Source organism: Marinobacter lipolyticus SM19, from assembly GCF_000397065.2.
Lineage (GTDB): Bacteria > Pseudomonadota > Gammaproteobacteria > Pseudomonadales > Oleiphilaceae > Marinobacter > Marinobacter lipolyticus.
Genome location: NZ_KE007306.1, coordinates 49,684 through 76,673, shown reverse-complemented (window position 1 = coordinate 76,673; position 26,990 = coordinate 49,684). Strand labels below are relative to the sequence as shown.

24 protein-coding genes are annotated in these 26,990 nt (G+C 56.8%); 17 read left to right on the top strand and 7 right to left on the bottom strand.

The genetic code is table 11. From position 1 onward, the window contains the following. Positions 1-22 precede the first annotated feature (22 nt). From MARLIPOL_RS00330 to MARLIPOL_RS00320, 3 genes are all read right to left on the bottom strand, one after another. Complete coding sequence (locus MARLIPOL_RS00330; protein ID WP_012136048.1) at positions 23-313, bottom strand: PilZ domain-containing protein; 291 nt, start codon at positions 311-313, stop codon at positions 23-25. Between the two features lie 4 nt (positions 314-317). Next, positions 318-989, bottom strand: coding sequence for a TIGR04211 family SH3 domain-containing protein (locus MARLIPOL_RS00325; RefSeq protein ID WP_012136047.1), 672 nt, complete (start codon positions 987-989; stop codon positions 318-320). A 125-nt stretch (positions 990-1,114) separates the two neighbouring features. After that, on the bottom strand, positions 1,115-1,414 hold the full coding sequence (locus MARLIPOL_RS00320; RefSeq protein WP_012136046.1) for a YciI family protein: 300 nt from the start codon (positions 1,412-1,414) through the stop codon (positions 1,115-1,117). Positions 1,415-1,501: 87 nt separating this feature from the next. Here MARLIPOL_RS00320 and MARLIPOL_RS00315 point away from each other — a divergent pair, with 87 nt between their 5' ends. Further along, on the top strand, positions 1,502-2,380 hold the full coding sequence (locus MARLIPOL_RS00315) for a PHP domain-containing protein (protein ID WP_012136045.1): 879 nt from the start codon (positions 1,502-1,504) through the stop codon (positions 2,378-2,380). Here MARLIPOL_RS00315 and MARLIPOL_RS00310 read toward each other — a convergent pair. Both MARLIPOL_RS00310 and rne read right to left on the bottom strand, forming a co-directional pair. Continuing rightward, positions 2,377-2,919 (bottom strand): YecA/YgfB family protein, encoded by a 543-nt coding sequence (locus MARLIPOL_RS00310; RefSeq protein ID WP_012136044.1) that lies wholly within the window; start codon positions 2,917-2,919, stop codon positions 2,377-2,379. The genes MARLIPOL_RS00315 and MARLIPOL_RS00310 overlap by 4 nt on opposite strands. A 3-nt stretch (positions 2,920-2,922) precedes the next feature. After that, positions 2,923-6,012: a ribonuclease E gene (gene rne, locus MARLIPOL_RS00305; protein ID WP_036190229.1), complete on the bottom strand. Its 3,090-nt coding sequence runs from the start codon at positions 6,010-6,012 to the stop codon at positions 2,923-2,925. A 598-nt stretch (positions 6,013-6,610) separates the two neighbouring features. On the opposite strand from rne, the gene rluC reads away from it, so the two are divergent. From rluC to MARLIPOL_RS00290, 3 genes are read left to right on the top strand one after another with little or no spacing between them, the layout of a single operon-like run. Continuing rightward, positions 6,611-7,699: a 23S rRNA pseudouridine(955/2504/2580) synthase RluC gene (gene rluC / locus MARLIPOL_RS00300; protein ID WP_012136042.1), complete on the top strand. Its 1,089-nt coding sequence runs from the start codon at positions 6,611-6,613 to the stop codon at positions 7,697-7,699. A gap of 44 nt (positions 7,700-7,743) precedes the next feature. Then, positions 7,744-8,391 (top strand): HAD family hydrolase, encoded by a 648-nt coding sequence (locus MARLIPOL_RS00295; protein ID WP_012136041.1) that lies wholly within the window; start codon positions 7,744-7,746, stop codon positions 8,389-8,391. A gap of 28 nt (positions 8,392-8,419) precedes the next feature. Next, a complete protein-coding gene (locus MARLIPOL_RS00290) occupies positions 8,420-9,451 on the top strand; it encodes a S49 family peptidase (RefSeq protein ID WP_012136040.1) in 1,032 nt (343 codons plus the stop codon). Here the strand turns inward: MARLIPOL_RS00290 and MARLIPOL_RS00285 are convergent. Next, a complete protein-coding gene (locus MARLIPOL_RS00285) occupies positions 9,448-10,041 on the bottom strand; it encodes a Maf family protein (protein WP_012136039.1) in 594 nt (197 codons plus the stop codon). The two genes, MARLIPOL_RS00290 and MARLIPOL_RS00285, sit on opposite strands and share 4 nt — an antisense overlap. A 129-nt stretch (positions 10,042-10,170) precedes the next feature. On the opposite strand from MARLIPOL_RS00285, the gene MARLIPOL_RS00280 reads away from it, so the two are divergent. The 13 genes from MARLIPOL_RS00280 to putP all read left to right on the top strand — a co-directional run bounded on the left by MARLIPOL_RS00280 (position 10,171) and on the right by putP (position 24,117). Next, entirely contained in the window at positions 10,171-10,725 is a 555-nt protein-coding gene (locus tag MARLIPOL_RS00280) for a YceD family protein (RefSeq protein WP_012136038.1), read from the top strand. Positions 10,726-10,814: 89 nt separating this feature from the next. Next, on the top strand, positions 10,815-10,994 hold the full coding sequence (gene rpmF, locus MARLIPOL_RS00275) for a 50S ribosomal protein L32 (protein ID WP_012136037.1): 180 nt from the start codon (positions 10,815-10,817) through the stop codon (positions 10,992-10,994). Between the two features lie 43 nt (positions 10,995-11,037). After that, a complete protein-coding gene (gene plsX, locus MARLIPOL_RS00270) occupies positions 11,038-12,039 on the top strand; it encodes a phosphate acyltransferase PlsX (protein ID WP_012136036.1) in 1,002 nt (333 codons plus the stop codon). A 113-nt stretch (positions 12,040-12,152) separates the two neighbouring features. Beyond that, positions 12,153-13,091: an ACP S-malonyltransferase gene (fabD, locus tag MARLIPOL_RS00265; protein ID WP_036190216.1), complete on the top strand. Its 939-nt coding sequence runs from the start codon at positions 12,153-12,155 to the stop codon at positions 13,089-13,091. Positions 13,092-13,151: 60 nt separating this feature from the next. Beyond that, on the top strand, positions 13,152-13,895 hold the full coding sequence (gene fabG / locus MARLIPOL_RS00260; protein WP_012136034.1) for a 3-oxoacyl-ACP reductase FabG: 744 nt from the start codon (positions 13,152-13,154) through the stop codon (positions 13,893-13,895). A gap of 132 nt (positions 13,896-14,027) precedes the next feature. Continuing rightward, positions 14,028-14,261, top strand: coding sequence for an acyl carrier protein (gene acpP / locus MARLIPOL_RS00255; RefSeq protein ID WP_012136033.1), 234 nt, complete (start codon positions 14,028-14,030; stop codon positions 14,259-14,261). Between the two features lie 121 nt (positions 14,262-14,382). Then, positions 14,383-15,630: a beta-ketoacyl-ACP synthase II gene (gene fabF, locus MARLIPOL_RS00250; protein WP_012136032.1), complete on the top strand. Its 1,248-nt coding sequence runs from the start codon at positions 14,383-14,385 to the stop codon at positions 15,628-15,630. Positions 15,631-15,638: 8 nt separating this feature from the next. Then, the gene (pabC, locus tag MARLIPOL_RS00245; protein WP_323807367.1) at positions 15,639-16,457 is read left to right on the top strand and encodes an aminodeoxychorismate lyase; all 819 of its coding nucleotides are present in this window, start codon (positions 15,639-15,641) and stop codon (positions 16,455-16,457) included. Between the two features lies 1 nt (position 16,458). Next, the gene (gene mltG, locus MARLIPOL_RS00240) at positions 16,459-17,514 is read left to right on the top strand and encodes an endolytic transglycosylase MltG (RefSeq protein WP_012136030.1); all 1,056 of its coding nucleotides are present in this window, start codon (positions 16,459-16,461) and stop codon (positions 17,512-17,514) included. Continuing rightward, on the top strand, positions 17,511-18,146 hold the full coding sequence (tmk, locus tag MARLIPOL_RS00235) for a dTMP kinase (protein ID WP_012136029.1): 636 nt from the start codon (positions 17,511-17,513) through the stop codon (positions 18,144-18,146). Before mltG ends, tmk begins: the two co-directional genes overlap by 4 nt. Positions 18,147-18,253: 107 nt before the next feature. After that, on the top strand, positions 18,254-19,033 hold the full coding sequence (locus MARLIPOL_RS00230) for a helix-turn-helix transcriptional regulator (protein WP_012136028.1): 780 nt from the start codon (positions 18,254-18,256) through the stop codon (positions 19,031-19,033). Positions 19,034-19,233: 200 nt separating this feature from the next. After that, positions 19,234-22,413, top strand: a complete 3,180-nt coding sequence (gene putA, locus MARLIPOL_RS00225) for a bifunctional proline dehydrogenase/L-glutamate gamma-semialdehyde dehydrogenase PutA (RefSeq protein WP_012136027.1) — start codon at positions 19,234-19,236, stop codon at positions 22,411-22,413. A 213-nt stretch (positions 22,414-22,626) separates the two neighbouring features. Further along, positions 22,627-24,117, top strand: a complete 1,491-nt coding sequence (gene putP / locus MARLIPOL_RS00220) for a sodium/proline symporter PutP (RefSeq protein WP_012136026.1) — start codon at positions 22,627-22,629, stop codon at positions 24,115-24,117. 158 nt (positions 24,118-24,275) lie between these two features. On the opposite strand, the gene MARLIPOL_RS00215 is transcribed toward putP, so the two are convergent. After that, positions 24,276-26,870 carry a bifunctional aconitate hydratase 2/2-methylisocitrate dehydratase gene (locus tag MARLIPOL_RS00215; protein ID WP_012136025.1) on the bottom strand — a complete coding sequence of 865 codons (2,595 nt, stop codon included), beginning with the start codon at positions 26,868-26,870 and terminating at the stop codon, positions 24,276-24,278. Between the last annotated feature and the right edge of the window lie 120 nt (positions 26,871-26,990).

Here is a 26,990-nt window from a genome sequence, read left to right as displayed (position 1 = left end):
GGGGGGCCCCCCGTTTTTGGTTTCAGCGAGTGACTTCGCTGATGTTTGCCCCGAGGAGAAACCCCTCGCCCTCAGGTTCACACCGGACGACTTCGCACACGGTTTCCAGGGGAGGGAACTGGTCGCTGGAGGGGTGAAGGACGGTCTGCAGCTCCTCACCAACAGCAATGGCCCGCTCAACATACAGCTGCATGCCGGCTGCACTCAGGTCCCGGCAAACGCCTGTGAATGTCTCGCCGTTGCTGTCTGTAATTTTTATCTCTGAGTTCACTTGCATGCGATGGAAATCGCGCTTTTCCGAGTAATCCTTCATAGGTTTACGCCCAGTTGTCTGTTTTTCTTGTGGGTTTGAGCATCGGAATAATCAGGGCCAGAAGGACGCCGCCCAGTACAAGTGCAGCGCCAAGCAGCATGAAGTCGGACTCTTTGCTGGCTTCCAGTCTTTCGTTTTCGGCCGTCAACACTTCCAGGTCATTGCGAAGTTTCTGGTTCTCCTCCAGCAGTTCGCGGTTCCGCCGTTGGATGTTCAGTGCATCGGCGGAGACTTCCTTGACTCTTCTGAGTTCCTGTTGAAGCTCTTGAGAGCGACTGGACAGAGAGGTTTCGGAATCGCGCAGCTCGTTGCGTTCAGCGGTAACGGTGCTGAGCTGTTCCTTGGTTTCATTCAGTTCGCTGCGGGCGGCCTCCAGTTGGCGGGTGGCACGCTCCAGAAGGTCCCGGGCGATAGGGGTGTCGCTGAGATACTGCTTGGATACCCAACCCTCACTGCCTTTGGGTGTCCTTACCTTGGTGAAGTTCTCGTTGGCGGTATCAAGCACTTCCAGCGGCGTACCGCTGGGCAGGGCATTTTCGATGATTCTGTATTGGGTGCCAGGGCCTGAGCGAACAGGCAGGTATAGCTGGTCGTCCACATACACGGTTCTCGCCTGGGCTACCGCCACGGAGGACACGACAACAAGAATACTGAGAATAAAGCGGATGAACGTCACTGGTTATATTTCCTGAGTTTTGCGGTGGTCGGACAGTCAGCGATTAAAGACGCAATTTTGTCACAGCTTTCCCGGTGTTCAAGCTACGTATTATTACAATACGCTCATGGACCGCAGTCCGCGGCTCAGGGCAGGACGGCCTTGAACGGCTTGACGGTAACTTTCTGGTAAACACCGGCGTCGACGTATGGGTCTGAGTCAGCCCAGCCCTGAGCAGCCTCCAGAGAGTCGAATTCAGCAATTACGAGGCTGCCGGTAAAGCCGGCTTCGCCGGGCTCCGGCGTGTCCAAGGCTGGGTGAGGGCCGGCCACCAACAACCGACCTTCAGCCTTAAGCGCCTGAAGACGTTCAATATGCGCGGGGCGGGCGGTTTGTCTCAGTGGCAGGCTGTTCTCAACGTCCTCGCTGATAATGGCGTAGTACATGAAAGTCTCCGGAACATTGTGTGATACAGGCAATAACATGACTGGTACACTGCCTGTCAGTATTTCATATAAGCTTCAGGAATTTTTGTGACTATACCCCAAGAATCCGCGTTCTGCATTGACCTGCACTGCCATAGCACCGCATCGGACGGAGCCCTGGCGCCGACTGAGCTTGTGCAAAGGGCCGTCGAACAGGGGGTCACCCACCTGGCATTGACCGACCATGACACCATTGAAGGTTTGCCGGAAGCGCAAAGGGCGGCGGATGCCTCCGGGATAACGCTGATCAGCGGCACTGAGTTGTCCTGTCTCTGGAAAGCCCAGACGATCCATGTGGTTGGCCTTGATTTTGATCGTGACAGTCCGGCGTTTGTGGAGGCACTGGCGCGTCAGCATGAAAATCGCTGGGCCCGGGCGCGGATGATTGATGAGCGCCTCCGAAAAGTCGGAGTCACTGATTTGCTGGCTAAAGCCACGGACGAAGCTGCCGGTGACGTACCAGGGCGGCCCCACTTTGCGCGGGTGTTGGTGGCAGAAGGAAAGGTGAAGGACTCAGCGCAGGCGTTCAAGCGTTATCTGGGAGCTGGCAAGCCTGGGGATGTAAAGGCTTTTTGGCCGGAACTGTCGGAAGTTGTCCAGTGGATTACTGATGCGGGTGGTGTGGCGGTACTGGCACATCCGCGAAAATACCGCATGACGGCCACCAAACTGCGCAATCTGGTTCATGATTTCATCAGGGCCGGGGGGCGTTCGATTGAAGTATCAACCTCCGGTCAGTCCAGCGGTGACCTCGGGTTTCTGGCGGAACTGTGCCGCCGGCAGGAAATGCTGGCCTCCCAGGGAAGCGATTTCCATTTCCCGGGGGCGCCCTGGTGTGAGCTGGGTAAAATCATGAAAATGCCAGACGGACTGGAGCCTGTCTGGCATCATTTCGGGCAACCTGCAGGGCAGGGTGCGACCGTTTAATCGGGCGCGTGAAAGAGCAGGTACAGGTCGGTCAGTGACTCGGGGATAGCATCCGCCATTTGTCGGGACAGCTTTTCGCTGTTACGGACGTTCTGGAAGTCTTCATCCTCGAAAAGGCCCGAGAGGGTCAGCATCGGCACCAACAGGTCGGCGGTTTCATCTTCGCCTCCGGCCTGCAGCCATTCGTCTTCACGCTCCAGGAAGGTATCCACAAACCCGGCACACCAATTCTCCAGTGCGTTCATCGGGTCTCCATCCTCCGGCTCAGGAAGCTCAAGGGGCTGGCCCATGTCCAGGGAGTGGGCCATGTCCTTTGTCAGCTGGTGAACGCAGTGGCTGAATATCTCCGGTACCTGACCGCCGGGAAGCTGATCGCTTCCCGTGGCCAGACGGAAGATTTCTTCCGCCGACAGTTCAACCGGTCCGACAACGCTGGCGCAAACCACTCCGTGAAGCCCGAAGAAATCCAGGGCGTCGTCTCCCCAGGGTTCCGCGAACAGAATATCTTCTAGTGCTTCAATATCCGAATTGGATAGCATGCCTTAGTTACTCCCGGCCTTTTTGGCCTCTTCCGCAGCTCGCTGACGTTTGCGAACTTCTCTCGGATCATTGTAGGCACGTCCGGGCGTTACCGGTACTTCCGGTGCCTTGTCGGCGCTCGGTTGCTCGGTTTTCTCCGGCTGCTTGGTCTCTGGTTCAGGCTGCTTGGTCTCGGGCTCAGGTTTTTTGGCCTCAGGCTCAGGCTTTTTGGTCTCAGGTTCGGGCTGTTTTGCTGCCTCCGTCGGCTTCTCCACAGGCTTTTCCGCAGGAGCGGGCTGTGCCTTGGCTTCCGGTTTTTCCGCAGGTTTTTCTGCCTTGGGCGCCGGCTGCTCGGCAGCGGGCTCGGCTTTTGGCTCCGCCTTGGGTTCCGCCGTCGGTGCCTCTGGCTTGGCGGCATCAGCTTTCGGTGCCTGCGCTTTGTTCTCGGCAGCTTGCTTGTCCTGGTCCGTAGACTTTGTAGTGGCTTCCGGCGCTTTCGGAGCCTCGCTGGGGGCTACCGGCTTGCTATCAGCGGTTTTGTTTTCAGTCTTGGGCTCTTTCGGAGCTTTGTCCTCGGCCTTGCTCTCAGACTTTTTCGCTTGCTGCTTCCGTGCAGGCTTATTTTCGGACTTCGTTTCCGACTTGGTGTCAGAGGTTGGAGCTGTTTCGTTCTGCGCTTTCTCGGCAGCCTTTGGTTCGCTCTTCTGTTCAGGCTGTTCCGGCTTTTTCTCTGTCCTTGCCGGAGTCTGGCTTTCTGCCTTGGTGGCTTTCTCAGAAGACTTATCCTCTGCCTTCGGTGCCTGAGCTTCTGCAGTCTTGGGCTTGGCGTCAGCTTTTACCTCCGGTTTGGGCGTATCCTGACGCTCTTCCGGCTGAGTATCTTTTTGGTGCCGCTCGCTGCGAGATGCCTTGCGCTCTGCGGGTGTGGATGCCGGGGATTCGGTCGGCGATCCATCACGATTACGGGCGCGGCGTGGCTTGCGGCGCTTTTCGTCACTGCCGCTTTTTTCAGGAGCACCCTTGGTGGTGGCGTCTTGCTGCTCGCGGTTGTCCTTCTGGTCGCGCTGATCTTTCTGATCGCGCTGAGGGCGGTTGCGCCCCTGACCGCGACCCTGACCACCGCGACGGTTGTCACCACCTTTGCCATCAGCACCCTGGCGAGCCGGTTGGCCGCCACGGCTCTGGTCGTCACCGCGATTGCGGTTGCGATTACGGTTGTCGTCACCGCGTGGCTGCTGACCGGACGACTGCCTGCGATCACTGCCGCTGCGGTTACCCTGACGGCTATCATCCCTTGCCACGCGGGATTTACGGCGATCCTGACGCCCCTGGTTGCGACGATCATCGCGCACGGTGCGAGTGGTTTGTTGCTGCTCTTTGTCGGTAGCGGGGCTTTCGCCCCTGAAGAAGCAGGCAATCTTGCGGCCCAGTTTGCGGAACAGGCCTTCTTCCTGATCGTTTGCTGCGTTAACGGCTGCCTTGGCCGGAGTAGGGGCCGGGGCGGCAGTGGGTCGGATCGCTTTCACTGCTGCCTGTTCACGCACCGGTTGCTGTGCAGCGGGGGCTTCAAATACTTCTTCATCACGCTGGCTATATTCTTCGGCAACCTGGTAGCTGGAAACATGCTCTGGGCCGGTTTCGTCATCGCGCATACGGACGATTTCGAAATGCGGGGTTTCCATATGAGGCGCAGGTACAACAACGAGACTGACTTCCTGGCGCGCTTCAATGTCAGCGAGCTGCTTGCGTTTCTCGTTGAGCAGGAAAGTGGCAACGGCGACAGGGACGATGGCCCGTACTTCGCCGGTCTTCTCTTTCGAAGACTCCTCGTAAATCAGGCGCATGATGCTCAAGGCCAGGGATTCGATGCCGCGGATGGTGCCCTGACCTTCACAGCGGGGGCAGACCTCACTACGGGTTTCGCCCAGGGAGGGGCGCAGACGCTGGCGAGACATCTCCAGCAGGCCAAAGCGAGAGATCTTGCCAACCTGAACCCGTGCGCGGTCAATTTCCAGCGCTTCGCGCATTTTCTGTTCGACTTCCCGCTGGTGTTTGGCTGGGGTCATGTCGATGAAGTCGATCACGATCAGGCCGCCCATGTCACGAAGACGGAGCTGGCGGGCGATCTCTTCCGCGGCTTCCAGGTTCGTCTGCAGCGCGGTTTCCTCGATGTCATGGCCCTTGGTGGCGCGGGAGGAGTTGATGTCGATGGACACCAGCGCCTCGGTCGGGTCGATAACGATGGAGCCGCCGGAAGGCAGCTTCACTTCACGCTGGAATGCAGTCTCGATCTGCCCTTCGATCTGGTAGCGGCTGAACAGGGGGATTTCATCCTTGTACAGCTTGATCTTGTTCTCAAAGGTGGGCATGACCGCGCGCACAAAGTTCAGTACGTCTTCGTGCACGGTCGGGGCGTCGATCAGTACTTCGCCGATGTCCTGGCGAAGGTAGTCCCGTACCGCACGGATGATGACGTTGCTTTCCTGATGGATCAGGAATGGCGCCTTGCGCTCGCTGGCGGCCTGGGTAATGGCTTCCCAGAACTGCACCAGGTAGTCGAGGTCCCACTGGAGCTCTTCCGTGGTGCGGCCGATGCCGGCAGTACGAACGATAATGCCCATGGATTTTGGCACTTGAACGTCGTTCATGGCTTCTTTCAGCTGAGCGCGTTCTTCGCCTTCGATACGGCGTGAAATGCCACCGGCACGGGGATTGTTGGGCATCAGGACCAGGTAACGGCCTGCCAGTGAAATGAAGGTGGTCAGGGCTGCACCCTTGTTACCACGCTCTTCCTTGTCGACCTGGATAATGACTTCCTGGCCTTCGGAGACCACGTCCTTGATGTTGATCTTGCCTTCGATTTGTCCCGGGGACTTCTTGAAGTACTCCTTGGAGATTTCCTTCAGCGGCAGAAAGCCGTGCCGTTCCGCGCCGAAATCGACGAAGGCGGCTTCCAGGCTGGGCTCTACGCGGGTGATACGACCCTTGTAGATGTTGGCTTTTTTCTGTTCACGGGAGCTGGATTCGATATCAAGATCAAACAGACGCTGGCCGTCAACGAGAGCGACGCGCAACTCTTCAGGATGAGTTGCATTGATTAGCATTCTTTTCATGGAAAGAAAGGGTTCCTGTCGTTTGGTTTTGACAGAAAACCGGGGGAGATGCATCTGCGAAGCAGAACGTGCGTGCCGCGGGCTTCCTACTTCTGAAGCGAACCGGCGGCCAGACGGATCAGGCCCTTAAGGGATACTGTCCCGTGAGCCTTAGACCACCGCCGACGGTCCGTCTGCCATGGGGCAGGGAGAAGTCGTGTAAGGTAAGTGTCTGTTGACGCATGTTATCCGTTTTCAGGTTCACACTGGTGCCTGGGTCTCACGTCGTATTCGTAAGCTGGACGGCCCGGCCCTGCGTGCTGGTAATGATTCTTCGCGATGTCGCCCGACGGTTTTCCGTACGGTTGTTTCCACTCTCCCGGGATCCGGTCAGAGGCCGTCATGTGGCTTGCCGTGATGGCTCGGGAGCATTTTAATCGCCGTACCCGGTAATGATTGGGCTTACGGCGTTCAAACTCTCAAATAGTGTCGGTATACTTCTGCCGCTCCGGCTTCTGACTCATTTGGTCAGGCCGTAGACAAACGGCAAAGCACGCCGGAATATAACAGTATTCTTTCGGGCGTTCAATCCCGCATTCGCATCACCGATAAGGTATCCATGTCCAAAGCTCCCAGAAACAGGCAGACACAGCGCTCCGGTCCTCGGCGAGGTCAGGTTGTCCAGCACAGGAAGCCGGCAACGGGAACTCGGCCGCAACAGGCATCAGCGCAATCGGAGGCGAAAACTGGCGAGGTTCGTCAGGGCGTCCGTCGGGTTACCGTGGATGAGGATAACGAGGGGCAGCGGCTGGATAATTTTCTGTTGGCGCAGCTCCGGGGTGTGCCCAAAAGCATCATTTACCGGGTTATTCGCAAAGGCGAAGTCAGGGTTAACAAGGGCAGGGTCAAGCCGGATACCCGCCTCAAGTCCGGTGATGAGGTGCGTATTCCTCCGGTGACACGCAAGGAAAAGCCGGAACAGGTAGCGCCAGGGTCGCGGGTGCAGGGTGTGATGGAGGGCGCCATTGTCTTCGAGAACGAGCAAATGCTGGTGGTGAACAAGCCTGCCGGCATTGCAGTTCATGGAGGAAGTGGCCTCAGTTTCGGGTTGATCGAAGTGTTGCGTTCCGCTCGTCCGGACGCCCGCTTCCTTGAGCTGGTGCATCGCCTGGATCGGGATACCTCGGGGCTGGTGATGGTGGCCAAGAAGCGATCTGCCCTGCGGTATCTGCAGGATGAGCTTCGTCATAAGCGTATTCGCAAGCACTATCACGCTCTGGTCGCGGGTGACTGGCCTGATGGGCTAAGAAGGGTGGAGCAGCCCCTGCTGCGTTATGAGATGCCCAATGGCGAGCGCCGTGTCAGGGTGGATGAGGCCGGCAAGGAGTCGCTGACGACGTTCAGGTGTCTCTCGGCGTTCAGTGGTTATAGTCTGGTCGAGGCTTCACCGGTGACGGGTCGGACACACCAGATTCGCGTGCATGCTTTGTGGGCAGGTCATCCAATTGCCGGGGATGACAAGTATATGGATGATGTCAGTATGAAGGCATTTCGCGCGGCCGGCGGGCAGAGGCTGATGCTGCATGCTCGTGCGCTGGAGTTTTCCCTGCCGGTGACCGGCGAGGCAGTGCGGCTGGAAGCTCCTTATGATGATGCGTTTCAACAGTTTCTGGACAGGCTGGCGTCGCGTCGCAATTCAAGCCGATAATCCTGGCCCGTAGTGCAAGGATATCGGAGAGCAGGAACAGGTTTATGGACGTTAAGGTCGTAATTTTTGACTGGGATGGCACCTTGGTGGATTCCGTGGAGCATATTGCGGACAGTCTGCATCAGGCGGCCACCGATTTGGGTTACCCGGCACTGGCCCGCGAGGCCTATCGGGACATTATCGGGCTGGGTATGGTGGAGGCGCTGGAGAAGCTCTACCCGGGCATCACTCGTGAAGAGATGAGTGCGATCCGCGAAGGGTACGCCCGGTATTTCTTTGCCAAGGTGACCACACCCCAGAACGTGTTTGAGGGTATGGCGGATGTGGTGACGGACATTCGCCTCGGGGGCAGGGGGTGCTCGGTGGCGACCGGTAAGAGTCGTCGTGGGCTGGATGGTGCCCTGCTATCAAGCGGATTGGGTCCCCACTTTGATATTACCCGATGTGCTGATGAAACCCGGTCCAAACCGGATCCGGCCATGTTGAAGGAAATAATTACGTTTTATGGTATCAAGCCCTCAGAGGCGGTGATGATTGGCGATACCCGCTACGATCTGGACATGGCGCAGCGCATCGGAATGCCCTCCATCGGTGTTGAGTGGGGTGTCCACAAGCGGGATGTTCTCGGACAGTATGAGCCTCGTGCCATTGTTGATTCCGTGCAGGATTTGCGGGAAGTGTTGGGTTTGTGAGTAGTATCAGTAACTAAGGAAGCTGGGTATGAGTGATTGGGATTCAGACAACAAACCCGAGTGGGGTGATGCCCCCGTGGAGAATCAATCGTCAAAGGGTGGTAAGAAGCCGATCCTTCCGCCTGAGAGTGGCCGTGACTGGAAGTTGATTGAAAAGCTGGTGCTGTCCCTTCAGTCCGAGCAGAGAAAAAGTCGTCGCTGGGGGATCTTTTTCAAGCTGCTGACGTTCGTCTATCTGTTTGCCCTTCTGTTGATCATCAAGTTTCCGTTGGGTGACAGTCTGGATGCGGCCACTGGTTCGCATACAGCCCTGGTTGAGATAAGCGGAATGATTGCCGCTGATGAGCTCGCCAGCGCGGACAACATTGTCGGTTCCCTGCGTGAGGCTTTCGAGGCCGATAACTCGGTAGCTGTCGTGCTGCGCATTAATAGTGGTGGCGGCAGTCCGGTCCAGTCCGGTTATGTCTATGATGAGATCCAGCGCCTTCGTGGCGAGCACCCGGACAAAAAGGTGTACGCTGTCATTTCCGATATCGGTGCCTCCGGGGCTTACTACATTGCCGCAGCGGCGGATGAAATCTATGCCGACAAGGCCAGCCTGGTGGGGTCCATCGGCGTTGTGGCGGGTGGTTTCGGGTTTGCCGAGGTGATGGAGAAGGTCGGGGTTGAGCGCCGTCTGTACACCGCAGGTGAAAATAAGGCGTTCCTGGATCCGTTCTCTCCCGAAAATGAAGAGGAGGTGGCGTTCTGGCAGGGTGTGCTGGAAACCACTCACAGCCAGTTTATCGACAAGGTCAGGGAAGGGCGCGGTGACCGCCTTGCGGATGACGAGCGCCTGTTTACCGGCCTGATCTGGAGTGGCGAGCAGGCGCTGGAGCTGGGGTTGGTTGACGGTCTGGGGAGTGCCTCTCATGTGGCCCGCCAGGTTGTTGGAGAGGAGAAGCTGGTCGACTACAGTCGTCGCAAGTCCCCGCTACAGGATATCGTTGATCAGTTTGGGGTGTCTGTTGGTAGTGCCCTGGCCAATCGTATGATGGAAGCCCGGTTCGAGCTTCGCTAGCGCAGTAGTGGGTTCATTCCCCATGCTCGCAGCATGTCAGTCAGCGCAATCAGTGGCAGACCGACCAGGCTGTTCGGGTCCCGGCCTTCCAGGGATTCGAACAGCGCGATGCCCAGCCCCTCCATTTTGAAGCTGCCGGCGCAGTCGTAGGGTTGTTCCCGTTGCAGGTAGGTTTCTATTTCCATGGTCTCCAGAGTCCGGAATTGAACCTGAAACGGTTCGCAGTGAGTCTGGATGGCACCGGTGTCGGTGTCCATCAGTGCAAGACCTGTCAGAAAGGAAACCCGCTGGCCACTGCTTCTGGTGAGTTGGCGAACGGCTTGTTCGTGGTTGCCCGGCTTGTTTAGAATGCTGCCATCGGGCAGGCAGGCAACCTGGTCCGAGCCGATAATCCAGTATCCCGGGTGGCTGGGCGCCAATGCCCGGGCCTTTTGCGCGGCCAGTCTGATGGCCAGCGCCTCCGCGGTTTCGCGCGGTTGGATGGATTCGTCGATGTTGGGGCTGGCGCAGGTGAAGGGCAGGCCCAGTCGTTGAAGCAGCTCCCTGCGGTAAGGGGAGGATGAGGCGAGCAGTAATGGTTGCGACTTCATGAAGTTGCCTGTTTTTTGCCGGCCATACCGGAATTTGTCGTAGAATACACCTATTCATACCGGAACCGTTGCTTAAAAGGCAATGAAGTCTTTGACAGCGGCCGGTCAGGTCCCTAAAATTGCGCGCCTATGTCAAAAGCGTCAAACGCCGAGTTACCCAGATCTGTCGATCCCTATCGGTTGGCGGAGCAGAACAGTCTGTTGGAGGGAGAGATTCCTCTGGCTGGATTGTCACGTTTCGGGGAAGCGATAAAGGGTTTTGACGAGGGAGCGGTGTGCCGGGTTCGTCTGTCATTCTCCATGGACAGCCAGCGTCGTCGCATCGTGTCGGGAAAGTTGCAGGCGCCGGTCGATCTGGAATGTCAGCGTTGTATGAATGCCATGCTGCAGACACTGGATTCAGAATTTACGCTGGGGCTCGTTACCAGTGATGAACAGGCGCAGCAGTTACCGAAGGAACTGGAGCCGTTCCTGACGGACGATTTCAGCGCGGACCTCTGGTCCATGTGCGAAGACGAACTGCTGCTGGTGCTGCCGCCATTCCCGCTTCACGACCGGAACGACTGTCCGGCGCGGGAAGATCTGGAAGCATACGAACCTGATGGGGAGCCGGCTGGTCCGGAGAAATCATCAGGTGAGAACCCGTTCAGTGTATTGGCGGATCTCAAGACGAAGAAGCATTAACCGGGCGCGGAGTCCTGCGGGAAACCGGCGCGATACTAACGAACTCACGTTACTGTTTTAGTTCACGTTAACAGGTCAGGAGCATAATCATGGCTGTACAGAAAAATCGAAAGACCCGCTCAAAGCGTGGCATGCGCCGTTCACACGACGCCCTGAGCGCCGCAACTCTGTCCACTGACACCACCACTGGCGAAGTTCATCGTCGTCATCACGTGTCTCCGGATGGCTTTTACCGTGGTAAGCAGGTAATCGAAGCGCGCGACGAGTAAATCGTTGCAAGCAGGCCGTAATCCAGTGCCGGATGCAAAGAGGGTGACGTCTGTCACCATTGCGATTGATGCGATGAGCGGCGATCGCGGAGCTGCGGTGGTAGCCTCCGCGGCACTGGATGCGGTGCGCGAAAATGAAGCCTTGAGTCTTGTTCTGGTTGGTATCCGGAGCGAGCTCGAGGCTTTTTTGGATCCGGGGCACTCCCGGATTCGCATCGTCGAGGCGGCGGATGTGGTTCGGATGAACGAGCGCCCGTCTCACGCGCTCAGGCACAAACGCAATTCCTCCATGGCGGTGGCGCTCGGTCTGGTGCGCGACGGCGAGGCCCAGGGTTGTGTCAGTGCGGGTAACACTGGCGCCCTGATGGCGTTTGGTCGATCCATTATCCGTATGTACCCGGGTATTGAGCGCCCGGCGATTTCCAAGCTTATTCCCTCCCTTCGCGGCCGGTGCCATGTTCTGGACCTGGGCGCCAATGTCGATTCCACTGCGGAAAATCTGTATCAATACGCCTTGATGGGGTCGTTGATGGCATCCGCGATATGTGCTCAGCCGGAACCCCGGGTGGCGTTACTTAACGTGGGTGAGGAAGAGATCAAGGGTAATGAGCAGGTACGCCTTGCCTCTCACATGCTGGCCCAGTGCGATACCATTAATTATATCGGGTACGTGGAAGGCAGTGATCTGTTCCGTGATGTTGCTGACGTCGTGGTTTGCGATGGCTTTGTCGGGAATATTGCCCTCAAAACCGGAGAGGGTGTGGCAGGCCTGCTGATTGAGTTGATGGAACAGACCTTTACCCGAACCCTGTATGGACGGTTTGTGGGTTTGTTGGCGCGTCCGATTATTGGTCGGCTGCTGCGGTTGATGGATCCCTCTCGGCACAATGGCGCCAGCTTGCTTGGATTGCAGGGTGTGGTGATCAAAAGTCATGGCAATGCCAATGAGCGTGCCATGCTCTCGGCTATTCGTCAGGCCGTCAAGGAAGTTGAGCTGGAAGTGCCTCAACGGATCAATGAGCGCCTTGATGATCTGATGATCTGACCTGCCTGAGACTAAAGTCTGCCCCTCGGAACCGGTACATTGGTCCGATCATGCCTTAAATTGTACTATTGGCTAATCTCCCGCAACCCTCCAATGACGGTAAGATTCCAATTATGAAATCAGCCTTTATTTTTCCCGGACAAGGGTCTCAGTCAGTAGGCATGCTGGCGACAGCTGCTGAGCACTGGCCCATTATCGAGCAGACCTTCTCCGAAGCGTCTCAACATCTTGGTTATGACCTGTGGCACTTGTGCCAGAAAGGTCCCGCTGAAGAGCTAAACCAAACCACGGTAACCCAACCCGCGCTGCTGGCTGCAAGTGTCGCACTGTGGCGGCAGTGGTTTGTCGCTGGAGGCAAAAGGCCTGACTTCCTGGCAGGTCACAGCCTGGGTGAGTACAGTGCGTTGGTGGCTGCGGAAAGCCTGGACTTTCTGGATGCTATCGAGCTGGTACGCCTGCGTGGTGAGTTGATGCAGAATGCTGTCCCCGCCGGTGAGGGCAAAATGGCGGCTATTCTCGGGCTTGAGGATGCTGACGTGGTTGCCGCGTGTGAAGAGGCGGCCAACGGTGATGTGGTATCCGCTGTTAACTTCAACGCTCCGGGACAGGTGGTTATTGCCGGTTCTGCGGTAGCAGTGGAGCGCGCCATTGAAGCGTGTAAAGCGAAGGGAGCCCGTAAGGCCATGCCGCTACCGGTTAGTGTGCCTTCTCACTGCGCACTGATGAAGGGTGCATCCGAGGAGTTGGCAACTGCGCTGGATGAAGTCAGCTTTAATGATGCTGTCATCCCCGTTATACAGAATGTTAACGCTTCGGCGGAGACAGATTCCGATACACTGAAGACCAACCTGGTCAAACAGTTGTATTCACCCGTACTCTGGACCGATTCCGTGCGCGCCCTGGTTGCCAGTGACGTACAGGTCGCCGTTGAGTGTGGCTCTGGAAAGGTTCTTGCCGGCCTGATCAAGCGTATCGATCGCAATCTGTCGGTCGTTGGAATTGAAGAGCCGGATGCCCTCGCGAAAGCAATGGATGCATTCGGACAGTCCTGAACTATCTTGAATAGTCCTGAACAAACAGTCTTGAGCTGTCCTGGACATAGGGAGCGTTACATGTCTCTTGAAGGCAAAACCGCACTGGTTACCGGTGCAACCCGCGGTATTGGTAAAGCCATTGCGCGGGCACTGGCAGAACAAGGTGCAGAAGTTGTTGGCACCGCCACCACTGCCGATGGTGCAGAGTCCATTTCTGCCGCATTGAAAGAAGCGGGTCTGAAGGGCTACGGCATCGTGATGAACGTGGCCGATCCTGAAAGCATTGAGGCAGGTCTGAAGGCGATGACGGAGAAATCCGGCGCCCCGGTGATCCTGGTCAACAACGCCGGCATCACTCGTGATAACCTCCTGATGCGCCTGAAAGATGATGACTGGACGTCAGTGCTTGAAACCAACCTGTCCAGCGTCTATCGCACCAGCAAAGCGGTGCTACGGGGCATGGCAAAAGCTCGTTGGGGCCGGATCATTAATATCAGCTCCGTGGTGGCGGGTATGGGCAATCCCGGGCAAGGCAATTATTGCGCCGCAAAAGCAGGCGTGGAAGGCTTTACCCGGAGCCTGGCCAAAGAAATGTCGAATCGTGGCATTACTGCTAACTGCGTGGCGCCCGGATTTATCGACACGGATATGACTCGAAAACTGGACGATAAGCAACGTGAGGCTATGCTGGAAGTCATACCCGCGGGTCGTCTGGGTGAGCCGGAAGAAGTGGCGGCAGTCGTTGCTTTCCTGGCTTCGGAACCGGCCGGTTACGTGACGGGTGAGACCATTCACGTAAACGGCGGCATGTACATGGGATAAGCCCTTTTCAGGGTGTGTGCGCAACTCATTGTCGCACAACATGTTTGACAGAATCCCTGCTTGTTTGCAGGTAGGGTTTAAACTAAACTGGCAGCACTTAAGTTGCTTGGTTGACACAAAAGTGAGGACATTATGAGTACAGTTGAAGAGCGCGTGAAGAAGATCGTTTGTGAACAGTTGGGCGTTAAAGAGTCCGAGGTTCAGAACTCATCTTCTTTTGTAGAGGATCTTGGCGCTGACTCACTGGACACTGTTGAGCTGGTTATGGCCCTGGAAGAGGAGTTTGAAACCGAGATTCCTGATGAAGAGGCCGAAAAGCTGGCAAGTGTTCAGGACGCGATCGACTACATTGTCGCGCACACCTGATACTCTGCACGTTTTTTAAGCCAGGCCAGAAGCCGTCCTAGTGTAAAATCTAAGGACGGCTTTTTTATTGGCTGAAATTCGGATTTCGGTTTCACACGGTTCAATTCAGGTGAAAGGGGTTATGACTAAACGACGTGTTGTGATTACAGGCATGGGCATGTTGTCGCCATTGGGCAACAGTGTCGAGTCCTCGTGGGAAGGAATCCAGGCGGGACGGAGCGGAATAGGGACGATTGATCGCTTTGATGCTTCCGGCTACAACACCCGGATAGGCGGTGCCATCAAGGATCTGGACATCGAACCCTACCTGTCCGCCAAGGATGCCCGTAAGCTGGACGCTTTTATCCATTATGGTCTGATTGCTGCTCAACAGGCTGTTGAGGCAAGCGGCCTTGAGCAATACGCCGATCTGGACAGTGAGCGTGTCGGCGTTGCCATCGGCTCGGGTATCGGAGGGCTGGAGTTCATCGAGAAAAGTGTGCTGGCCATGGATAAGTCCGGTCCGCGCAAGGTGTCGCCGTTCTTTGTGCCCGCTTCTGTTATCAATATGATCTCAGGGAATGTGGCGATTCGCTTTGGCTATCGCGGTCCCAACATTGCAATCACCACAGCCTGTACGACCGGTACCCACAATATCGGGTACGCCGCACGGACGATTGCCTACGGTGATGCTGACGTGATGCTGGCCGGTGGCTCCGAAATGGCCACTACGCGCACCGGTGTTGCGGCTTTTTCTGCCGCCCGGGCACTGTCTACCCGCAATGACGAGCCGGAAAGGGCGAGTCGCCCCTGGGACAAGGAGCGGGACGGATTTGTGCTGAGTGACGGTGCCGGGGTGCTGGTGCTGGAAGATCTGGAACATGCTCAGCGCCGTGGTGCCACGATTTACGGTGAAGTGATCGGGTTTGGCATGAGTGATGATGCCCATCACATCACCGCTCCGCCTGCGTCCGGCGAAGGTGCAGCGCGTTCCATGAAGAATGCCATTCGGGATGCCGGCATCGAGCCTTCCGAGATCGGTTACATCAATGCCCATGGTACCTCGACCCAGGTGGGGGATGTGGCAGAAGTCGCTGCGGTAAAGAGTGTGTTTGCCGATCACGCCAGTAATCTGTCCATGAGCAGTACCAAGTCCATGACTGGGCATTTGCTGGGGGCTGCCGGTGCAGTTGAGGCAATCTTCTCTGTTTTGGCGATTCGCGATGGCGTATTGCCGCCCACGATTAATCTGGACAACCCGGACGAAGGTTGTGATCTGGACTTTGTGGCCAATAAAAGTCGGAAAGCGGATGTTCGTGTTGCCCTGTCCAACTCCTTCGGTTTTGGTGGCACCAACGGCACATTGATTTTCCGCCGTTTCGAGGATTAAGCCGTTTGGTGAATGTGATTTCTTCAAGCGCTGAGTGCGTTTCGGCAACTGACCGTGGCCTGTCTTATGGTGACGGGCTGTTTGAAACCATTCGCATGGAAGGTGACGGGGCGGTCCTGCTGTCCCGCCACCTTCAGCGAATGGAGGCCGACGCGGCGGTGCTGGGTATTGTTGTCACGGAAGCTGAGTTGCGTGACGCTGTACGCATTGCCGTTGCAACTCATGGCGGCACTTTCAGCTCCGGCAGCTGGGTTCTCAAGTTGGTACTCACTCGTGGAAGTGGTGGTCGTGGCTACCGGCCCGCGGCCGAAGGAGTGCCGAACCTGATTGTTTCCGCCACTGCCATGCCGCCGCTCCCCGGTCCAGAAGGCGTTGCGGCAGGTCTGTCGGATTTCCCGCTAACGGTAAATCCGCGCCTCGCCGGTATCAAGACGCTCAATCGGCTGGAGCAGGTTATGGCGAGTCGTGAGCTGACCGATGAGTTGTATGAGCTGGTGATGTGTGGCGCCGATGGCCGACTGGTTGAGGGCACACGCACCAACGTGTTGATGAAACTTTCCGATCGCTGGGTAACACCGCCTCGTGAGCAACTGGCAGTTGCGGGCGTGATGCTTGGCCATGTGATGGATTACCTGGTACATCAGGGGGAAGCAGTAGAATATACAACGATCCCTCTGTCGATGCTCCGTGACGCCGGTTGCCAGGGCCTCTATCTGATGAACAGCGTGATGGGTATAGTGCCGGTCCGCAAATTTGATGATCTGGATTTGCCTGTTAATGACGCTCTTGCGACAATCTTCAACCCTCTTGATTTAGTGGAAATCTAGTTTGCTCCGGAAGTTACTGATAGCCGTTGTTTGTATCCTGATCCTGGCCGGTTCTGGCGGTGCGCTTTGGGTGTGGCAGGGAATGAAAACCCTGGATATCCCGGTGACACTCGATGAGCCGGTGCTGTTCAATGTGCCTTTGGGTACCAGTTTTGGCCAGGTTGCCCGGAAACTGGAAGCCGAGGGATTTCTGGCAGATTCACTGTGGATGCGACTGCATGGCCGCCTTAATCCGGAGGCAATCCAGGTGAAGGCGGGGGAGTATGAGATCACCACGGGAATGAGTCCCCGCGACATTCTGTCGAAAATGGTGGCCGGTGATACCAAGCAATGGTCGATCCAGTTTATAGAAGGCTGGACATTCCGCGACATGCGACAGGCATTGGCAAACAGCGAACACCTCGTGAGCGAAACCGCTGACTGGAGTGATGACGACATCATGAAAGCTGTCGGGGCTGAAGGGGAGCATCCCGAAGGTCGCTTCTTCCCGGACACCTACGCGTTCACCCGCGGTGAGACCGATCTGGATCTCCTGCGCCGATCTTTCGAACGTATGGAGCAAGTCCTCGCAGAGGAATGGGAGGGGCGCGCAGAAAACCTGCCGTACGATACCCCCTACGAGGCCCTGATCATGGCGTCCATTGTCGAGAGAGAGACCGGGGCTCCCGGGGAACGGGGCGAGGTGGCCGGAGTCTTTGTGCGACGGTTGCAGAAAGGCATGCGGTTACAGACGGACCCCACCGTGATCTACGGCATGGGCGAGCGCTATGCAGGTCGTATTACCCGTAAGGATCTACAGCGTCATACGCCCTACAATACATACCGAATTGGCGGATTGCCGCCTACCCCCATTGCGCTGCCGGGCAGGGAAGCGATACACGCGGCATTGAACCCCGAAGAGGGGGAGTCGCTTTACTTTGTTGCCCGGGGCGATGGCACCCACAAGTTTTCCAGGACCTTGAGCGAGCACCAGAAGGCGGTCAGGGAATTCCAGCTCAATCGCCGTTCGGATTACCGATCCTCTCCGGCTCCCGCCGTTAATGAGGAGACCCCATGACTCAGCGTGGCCGATTCATCACATTTGAGGGCACCGAGGGTGTGGGAAAATCGACCCAGTTGCAGATCGCGGCGAACACGCTGACTGCGCTTGGGGTGGAATTTATTGTCACCCGGGAGCCCGGCGGTACACCGATGGCCGAGGCCATACGGGAGTTATTGCTGGCGCCACGGGAAGAGGCGGTTAACGACACCACAGAACTCCTGCTGATGTTTGCAGCTCGCGCCCAACACCTGCACACCCGTATCCTGCCAGAGCTGAAGGCAGGGCGGTGGGTGCTGTGTGACCGCTTTACCGATGCCACATTCGCCTATCAGGGCGGTGGTCGTGGCGTGCCGGCCGAACGCATCGCGTTACTGGAAGATTTGGTTCAGGGGGATGTCCGACCGGATCGGGTGATCCTGCTGGATGCGCCGGTCGAAACCGGAATGACCCGTGCCCGCCACCGCGGCGACCTGGATCGTTTTGAACAGGAGGCCCTCGCCTTTTTTGAGCGCATCCGCGCGACTTATCTCCAGCGTGCCTCGGCGGACCCGGAGCGCTATCAGATCGTGGATGCCGCCAGACCATTGGAGGTGGTCACTGAGGACGTTGTAAGTCGTATTACGGCAATGGTGGCAGAGGCATCCTGATGGCTCCGTTGTCGGTGTAATATCGACGTTTCGGTCAATTTCGTGCAAGTTTTGACCTGATCTGCTTTAATTGAGTTACATTCTCAAAAGAAGTCCGGAAACCGGGTATGTTAAACGCACGCTTGTTGAAACTCCCCATAGCGTCACACCAGCATCGCCATGAGCATCATCAGATCGTCGTGGGTGTGAGGGGAGAGGCAGACCTGAGCGTGGACGGCACCGGTTCCCACCTGGATACCTGGCGAGCTTGCCTGGTGCCCACGGAAGCCCGTCACGACTATTGCGGTGATAACCAGAACCATGTTCTGGTCATCAATCTTGACCCTTACATGCCCGCCATAAACACCCCCGCTCACGCAGAATACGAGCGGCTGGCGCCCCTGTTTGAACGACCAAGAACCCTGGATATGGACAATAAACTGCAAGGGCTGGTCCAGTTCACCGCAGGTGAGTTTGACCGGGCGCCGGAAAACGAAGGTCTCAAGCAGCATCTGGCGGCCAGTATCCTGCATTGCATGGCGGAACGACTGAACGATGGGCGGCCGGTAAAGGCTAATCGTCATACTATCCGGCCGGACACCATCCGCCGCTATATCATGGAAAATCTGCATCGCAAGATAACGGTCACCGACCTGGCGGGCGTGGCATGCCTGAGTGTCAGCAGGTTCCATGAAATGTTCCGGGAAGTGACCGGGATTACCCCTCACCAATTCCTGTTGCAGACCCGTCTTGATCAGGCGGCGCAGCTACTCCTTTCCTCCGGACTTTCGGTGTCTGAAATCAGTTACCGGACCGGATTTTCATCCCAGGGTGCCCTGACCAATGCGCTGAGAAAATATAAGGGCACTACTCCCACCAAGTTACGATTAGGTGAAAAAGTCGCCTGATTTTACTAAAAATCAGCAGTTTCGGACGAATTTACAAAAGAATCGTAGGATTTTGTAAGCCTGAGATCCGTAGTAATACTAACTTACACGATGAGTTGACTATCGTCAGGGCGCTGCCGGAATCAAGGAGCCGCTTCCAGACCTGAAAACATCATGTGGGATACCGGAGGACCGTTCCGGAATCTGTAAGGGGTATGCCTATGTTCAGTGCAAGCAAGGTTCTTGAGCCGGCATTCCAGGAGCAGTCGCGATCCTGTTTCTGGGAGGGCATTACCGGAAACTATGCGGTTGATGAAACCTGCTACCTGAACGAGTTAATCCCCCTGGCCCAGAGTGATGCCGCTGAACAACGTGCGGTTACCGAAACGGCCACTGCACTCATCAAACAGGTGCGTGATCAGGATGACGCCGTCCATATGGTGGATGCGTTGCTACAGGAATACAGCCTGGACACTGAGGAAGGCATCCTGTTGATGTGTCTGGCTGAAGCCCTGATGCGAATCCCTGACAAGTACACTGCGGACGCTCTGATTGAAGACAAAATGTCAGTGGCTGACTGGCAGAAACATGTCGGTCGCAGTGAATCCACACTGGTCAATGCCTCCACCTGGGGGTTACTGCTCACCGGGCATGTGGTCAAGATGGACAAGCGCCTGGATGGATCCCCTTCCAGCATCTGGAAGCGGCTGGTCAAACGTAGCGGCGAACCTGTCATCCGCAGTGCCATGTACCGCGCCATGGCAATTATGGGGAAGCAATTCGTGTTGGGGCGGGATATTGACGAAGCCCTGAAGAATGCCTGTGAATATCGTGACATGGGCTATACCTACTCCTTCGACATGCTTGGCGAAGCAGCCTTGACCAAGGCGGATGCTGAGCGCTATTTGCAGGATTACCTGCGTGCCATTGAGTCTGTAGGCAACGATACCTATCCCCGGGACGGGGCACCGGCGCCGTCCATTTCCATCAAGTTGTCTGCATTGCATCCACGTTATGAAGTGGCCCAGGAAGAAAGGGTCCTCAAGGAGTTGGCGCAAACCGTTGGTGGATTGTTGGAAGTGGCGCGGGAAAAGGGAGTGTCCATCACCATCGATGCAGAAGAGATGGATCGACTTGAGCTCTCCCTCAAGCTGTTCGAGAAAGTATATACATCAAGGATTACAAAAGGTTGGGGTGGGTTTGGTCTGGTTATTCAGGCCTACTCCAAACGTGCATTGCCTGTGCTGTGTTGGCTGACCAGGCTGGCAAAAGAGCAGGGTGACGAAATTCCGATTCGACTGGTCAAGGGTGCTTACTGGGACACCGAGATCAAGATCTGCCAACAGCTGGGCCTCGACAGCTATCCGGTTTTTACCCGTAAGGAAGCCACGGACACATCCTATCTGGCGTGCCTTCGCTATCTTTTGAGCGATTACACCGACGGTGCCCTGTACCCCCAACTGGCCAGTCACAATGCCCATACCGTGGCTTCGGTATTGGCAATGTCAAAGAACAAAGGGCGGAAAATCGAGTTCCAGCGCCTGCATGGCATGGGGGACGCCCTTTACAACGGCATTCTCCAGAAGCATGACATTCCGGTTCGTATCTATGCCCCCGTCGGTGCCCACAAGGACCTGCTGCCCTATCTGGTGCGCCGCTTACTGGAAAATGGTGCCAACTCATCGTTCGTACATCGCCTGGTGGATGCCGCTACACCGATCGAAGCCCTGGTGCAGGACCCGGTTCAGGAGCTACAGAAGTACGATTCGCTGCCAAACGATCGCATCCCCTTGCCGACGGAAATCTACGGTGGAGAGCGCAGGAATTCAAAAGGACTGAACATTCACATCGCCGCCCACCTGAATCCACTGATGAGTCATCTGGCGGAGTGGCGTAACACCAGTTGGGACGCCGGTCCGGTTATCAACGGTACTCGCCGTCGGGATGGAGAACGCTCGGAAGTTCGGTCGCCTTACGATCAGACTCAGTCCGTAGGGTATGTGGTGTGGGCCAATGAATCTCATGCAGCAGAAGCTGTGGAGGTTGCTGCATCAGGCTTCCGGAAGTGGAGCGAACGCCCGGTAGAGGATCGCGCACGCTGCCTCGAAAAGTACGCCGATCTGATGGAAGCCCACATGGAAGAGCTCATGGCTATCTGTTGCCGTGAAGCGGGTAAAACCATGCAGGATGGCATTGACGAAGTTCGTGAAGCTGTAGACTTCTGTCGCTATTACGCCATCCAGGGGCGCGCCCGATTTGGCAAAGCCATCGCTCTGCCAGGGCCGACCGGTGAGAGCAATGAACTGTATATGGAGGGGCGGGGCGTGTTTCTCTGTATCAGCCCCTGGAATTTTCCTCTGGCCATATTCACGGGCCAAATCATGGCGGCGCTGGTTGCTGGTAATACTGTGATTGCCAAACCGGCGGAGAAAACAAGCCTGTTGGCCCACCGGGCAACGGAGCTGATGCTGGAAGCTGGATTCCCGCCGGATGTTATTCAACTGTTACCCGGTGATGGCGGAACGATTGGCGGCAAACTGACCCCGGACCCCAGGATTGCCGGCATCGCCTTCACCGGATCTACCCAGGTTGCTCACATTCTCAACCGTACTCTGGCCTTGCGTGAGGGGCCGATTGTACCCCTGATCGCGGAAACCGGCGGTCAGAATGCCATGATTGTGGACAGCAGCGCACTGCCTGAGCAGGTGGTGCAGGATGTGCTGCAGTCAGCCTTTGCCAGTGCCGGCCAACGGTGTTCAGCGCTTCGGGTGCTGTATCTGCAACAGGACGTGGCAGAGCGAATGGAAACGTTACTGGCAGGGGCGATGCGGGAATTGTCTGTTGGTAACCCGGAACTTTACAGCACGGATGTCGGCCCGGTTATTGATGAAGAGGCACAGTCCGCTCTGCAACAACATCTTCAGGAACTGGAAAGCAGTGCCAGATTCATTGCCAGGGCGCCAGTTCCCCCTGCCTGTCAGGCTGGTTACTTTATTGCCCCTTCGGCCTACGGCATTTCCGGCATCCATGAGCTGAAGACTGAGCATTTTGGTCCTATCCTTCATGTTGTGCGTTACAAAGCCGAGAAGCTCGACGAGGTCATCGATGAGATCAACAGCGCCGGTTACGGCCTGACGCTGGGCATTCACAGTCGCAGTGAAAGCACGGCGGCCTATATTGAACAACGGGTAAAGGTGGGCAACTGCTACATCAACCGCAACCAGGTCGGTGCTGTGGTTGGTGTGCAGCCATTCGGCGGGCGTGGCCTTTCCGGCACCGGCCCGAAAGCAGGTGGCCCGCATTACCTGCTGAGGTTCGCCACCGAGCGTACCCGCACCATTAATACCACGGCGGTAGGCGGCAATGCGTCGCTACTGTCCCTTGGAATCGAAAGGGTTTGAAGAGCGCTATGCTCTCAGAGTGGAGCATAATAAAAACCGAACGAAACGGAGGTAAGTATCGAGATTCAGAGGCCGGCGTTAAAGACAGCAGCGCACTATCACGGGATCAGGAAAAAGCGATAAAACAACAAAGGGTGCGACTACCGCAATCAACATGGTAAGCGCACCACACGGGCGGAACGGGTTCCGTCCCATTTGAACTGGAGGAGTTTCATGGCTATTGGTATTTGGATTAGTCTCTTTCTTTATTTTGCGCTCATGATCGCCATCGGCGTTTATGCCATGCGCAGAGCTACGTCGTCATCCGAAGATTATATGTTGGGTGGGCGAGCCCTCAGTCCAAAAGTGGCCGCTTTGTCGGCTGGTGCTTCGGATATGAGCGGTTGGTTGCTCCTGGGCTTGCCCGGGGCGCTGTTTGTATCGGGGCTGGGTTCGGCCTGGATCGGCATCGGCCTGCTCGTGGGTGCGTTCTTTAACTGGACTCTGGTAGCGCCACGCCTTCGTGAACAGACGGTTCACTATGGCAATGCGATTACCATTCCGTCCTTCTTGGCAAACCGGTTTCCGACGCAGGCACTGTCGTTGAGAACGGTATCCGCTGTCGTGATCGTTATCTTCTTCGCGGTTTACACTGCGTCCGGGCTGGTTGCCGGTGGTAAGCTATTCGAAAGTGCGTTTTCCGGAATTTTCAATTTCGGTGGCCTGAGTGACTATGCCGTTGGTATCGTGATCACGCTGGGCGTGGTACTTGCCTATACAGTGGTTGGCGGCTTCCTGGCGGTTAGCATGACGGACTTCGTGCAAGGCTGCATTATGATGCTGGCTCTGGTGATTATGCCGGCGGTTGTGCTCTTTGGCGAAGGCGGCGGCGGCTTTGCCCAGGCGTCACAAACCCTGAATGAAGTCGATCCCACACTACTATCGTGGACAGAGGGACTAACCTTTATAGGTTGGCTGTCAGCAGTTACCTGGGGCCTCGGTTATTTCGGTCAGCCGCACATCATTGTGCGATTCATGGCTATTCGCACTCTGAAAGACGTTCCGATTGCCCGTAACATCGGCATGGGCTGGATGACTATCTCCTTGATTGGCGCTGTCTCTCTGGGTGTGTTCGGTCGGGCTTACGCGATCCGCAACGGTCTGGATATCCAGGACCCTGAAACCATTTTTATCATCCTGTCGGACTTGCTGTTCCACCCTCTGATCACTGGTTTCCTATACGCTGCTTTGCTCGCTGCGGTTATGAGTACCATCTCCAGTCAGTTGCTGGTGTCATCTTCTTCGCTGACGGAGGACTTCTATCGCCTGTTCCTGCGTAAGGAAGCGGGAGACAAGGAATGTGTCAATGTAGGCCGGGTCTGCGTCATACTGGTTGGTCTGGTTGCGGCAGTGATTGCATCTGATCCGAACTCTCAGGTTCTGGCGCTGGTCAGTAACGCCTGGGCAGGCTTCGGTGCAGCCTTCGGCCCGCTGATCATCCTGTCACTGATGTGGTCGCGCACTAACGGCGCAGGCGCTATTGCAGGAATGGTTGCCGGTGCGGCTACCGTTATCATTTGGATCTCACTGGGCTGGAATGGCGAATTTATGGGTGGTCCGGGCGTATACGAGATCATTCCTGGCTTCATCGCTGCCTGGGTTGCCATCATGGTGGTTAGTCTTGCAACAGAAGATGCCGGCGAGTATCAGCACATCACCCGGTAAGAGAGCGCTTACAAGGCTCAGAGTAATGATAGGGGCTCCTTCGGGGGCCCTTTTCTTTGCCTGGGGTGGCTCGGGGGTACACAGGTTTATCTAACACTAATAAAAACGCCAGCCCGAGGGCTGGCGTTTTTGTGGAGTTGAACCTTGAAGGTCAGGTCTTAAGCAACGTTCGCTTCAGATGCCTTCTTGGTGTAGTTCTCCATCTGGTCGAAGTTGAGATACTTGTAGATCTCTTTCGACATGCTGTTCAGGTCCTTGGCGTACTCCATGTACTCCGCCGGGGAGGGGAGTTTGCCGAGTACTGCACCTACAGCCGCCAGTTCCGCAGAGGTCAGGTACACGTTGGCACCATCGCCCAGACGGTTCGGGAAGTTACGGGTGGAGGTGGACAGCACCGTGGACTTGGCAGCTACACGTGCCTGGTTACCCATGCACAGGGAGCAGCCCGGCATCTCGGTGCGTACACCGGCGGTGCCGTAGGTGTTGAAGTAGCCTTCTTCCATCAACTGGGCCTGGTCCATCTTGGTCGGCGGAGACATCCACAGGCGGGTCTTCAGCGGTTCCTTGTTCATCTCCAGCAGTTTTCCGGCTGCGCGGAAGTGACCGATGTTGGTCATGCAGGAGCCGATGAACACTTCGTCCACCTTGTCGCCAGCGACTTCGGACAGGAACTTGGCGTCGTCCGGGTCGTTCGGGCAGCATACGATCGGCTCTTTGATGTCGGCCAGATCGATTTCCACCACGTGAGCGTATTCGGCGTCTTTGTCAGCACGCATCAGCTTCGGATCGGCAATCCACTCTTCCATCTGCTTGGCGCGACGCTCCAGGGTACGCGGATCGCCGTAACCTTCGGCAATCATCCAGCGCAGCATGGTGATGTTCGAACGCAGGTACTCGGCCACAGACTCTTCAGACAGGTTGATGGTACAACCGGCTGCGGAACGCTCGGCGGAGGCGTCGGACAGCTCGAACGCCTGCTCAACGGTCAGGTGCTCAAGGCCTTCGATTTCCAGGATGCGACCGGAGAATTCGTTGATCTTGCCTTTCTTCTCAACGGTCAGCATGCCTTGCTTGATGCCGTACAGCGGAATCGCGTGTACCAGGTCACGCAGGGTGATACCCGGCTGCATTTCGCCTTTGAAGCGAACCAGAACGGATTCCGGCATATCCAGAGGCATAACGCCGGTAGCAGCAGCAAACGCCACCAGGCCGGAACCGGCCGGGAAGGAGATGCCCATCGGGAAGCGGGTGTGGGAGTCACCACCGGTACCGACGGTGTCCGGCAGCAGCATGCGGTTCAGCCAGGAGTGGATGATACCGTCACCCGGACGCAGGGCAACACCGCCACGGGTCTGGATGAAGTCCGGCATGGTGTGCTGCATTTCAACGTCAACCGGCTTCGGATACGCGGCGGTGTGACAGAACGACTGCATCACCAGGTCGGCCTGGAAGCCCAGACACGCCAGGTCTTTCAGCTCGTCACGGGTCATCGGGCCAGTGGTGTCCTGGGAACCGACGGTAGTCATGTGTGGCTCGCAGTAGGTGCCAGGACGAACGCCTTTGCCTTCTTCCAGGCCGCAGGCCTTGCCAACCATCTTCTGGCCCAGGGTGAAGCCCTTGGTGCCGGCTTCCGGATCTGTTGGCAGACGGAAAATGTCAGTCGCGCCCAGGCCCAGAGCAGCGCGCGCCTTGGCGGTCAGGCCACGGCCGATGATCAGCGGAATCCGGCCGCCGGCCTGAACTTCGTCCAGGATCACGTCGGACTTGAAGTTGAACTCGGAGAGGGTTTCGCCGGCTTCGTTCAGAATCTTGCCTTCGTACGGACGGATCTCGATGACGTCGCCCATGTTCAGATCGTCTACCGGGGCTTCGAATACCAGAGCGCCCGCGTCTTCCATGGTGTTGAAGAAGATCGGGGCAACCTTGTTACCGATACAGACACCGCCGGCACGCTTGTTCGGTACACCCGGGATGTCTTCACCGAAGAACCACAGCACGGAGTTGGTGGCAGATTTACGTGAGGAGCCGGTACCGACAACGTCACCCACGAAGGCGACAGGCAGGCCCTTGGCCTTGATTTCGTCGATCTGGCTCATCGGTCCAGTGACGCCGGGCTCTTCCGGCTTCAGGCCATCGCGTTCCATTTTGTAGGCAGCGCGGGCGTGCAGCGGGATGTCCGGGCGGGACCAGGCATCCGGAGCCGGAGACAGGTCGTCAGTGTTGGTTTCGCCAGTGACCTTGAACACCACCATCTTGGTGCTCTCGGGAACCTTCTTCTTGTTGGTGAACCACTCGGCGTTGGCCCAGGATTCAACCACAGCCTTGGCAACGGCGTTGCCGGCGTCCATCTTTTCCTTGACGTCGTTGAACGCGTCAAACATCAGCAGGGTGCGCTTGAGCTGTTCACCGGCCAGTTCGGCCAGTTCGGAATCATCCAGCAGGTCAACCAGAGTGGCGATGTTGTAGCCACCCTGCATCATACCCAGCAGTTTGACGGCTTTCTCTTTGTCCAGCAGGGGAGAGCTGGCTTCGCCTTTAACAATGGCAGTCAGGAAAGCGGCTTTTACATAAGCGGCTTCGTCGACACCTGGCGGAATGCGGTTTTCCAGAAGATAAACGAGAGTTTCTTCTTCACCGGCAGGAGGATTTTTAAGGAGCTCGACCAGTGCGGCGGTCTGCTCTGCATTCAGAGGCTTTGGGGGAATACCCAGAGCTTCACGTTCTGCAACGTGTTCACGATAGGCTTCTAACACGATATGGACCCTCATCAGTTGGAATGTCCCGCGCGGTCGGCATCATTGCCTGGCGGAAGTTTTATACGGAAAAGGTTTTAAACTGGCGCTGCATTCTATAGGAAACCCCTTACAAAGTTA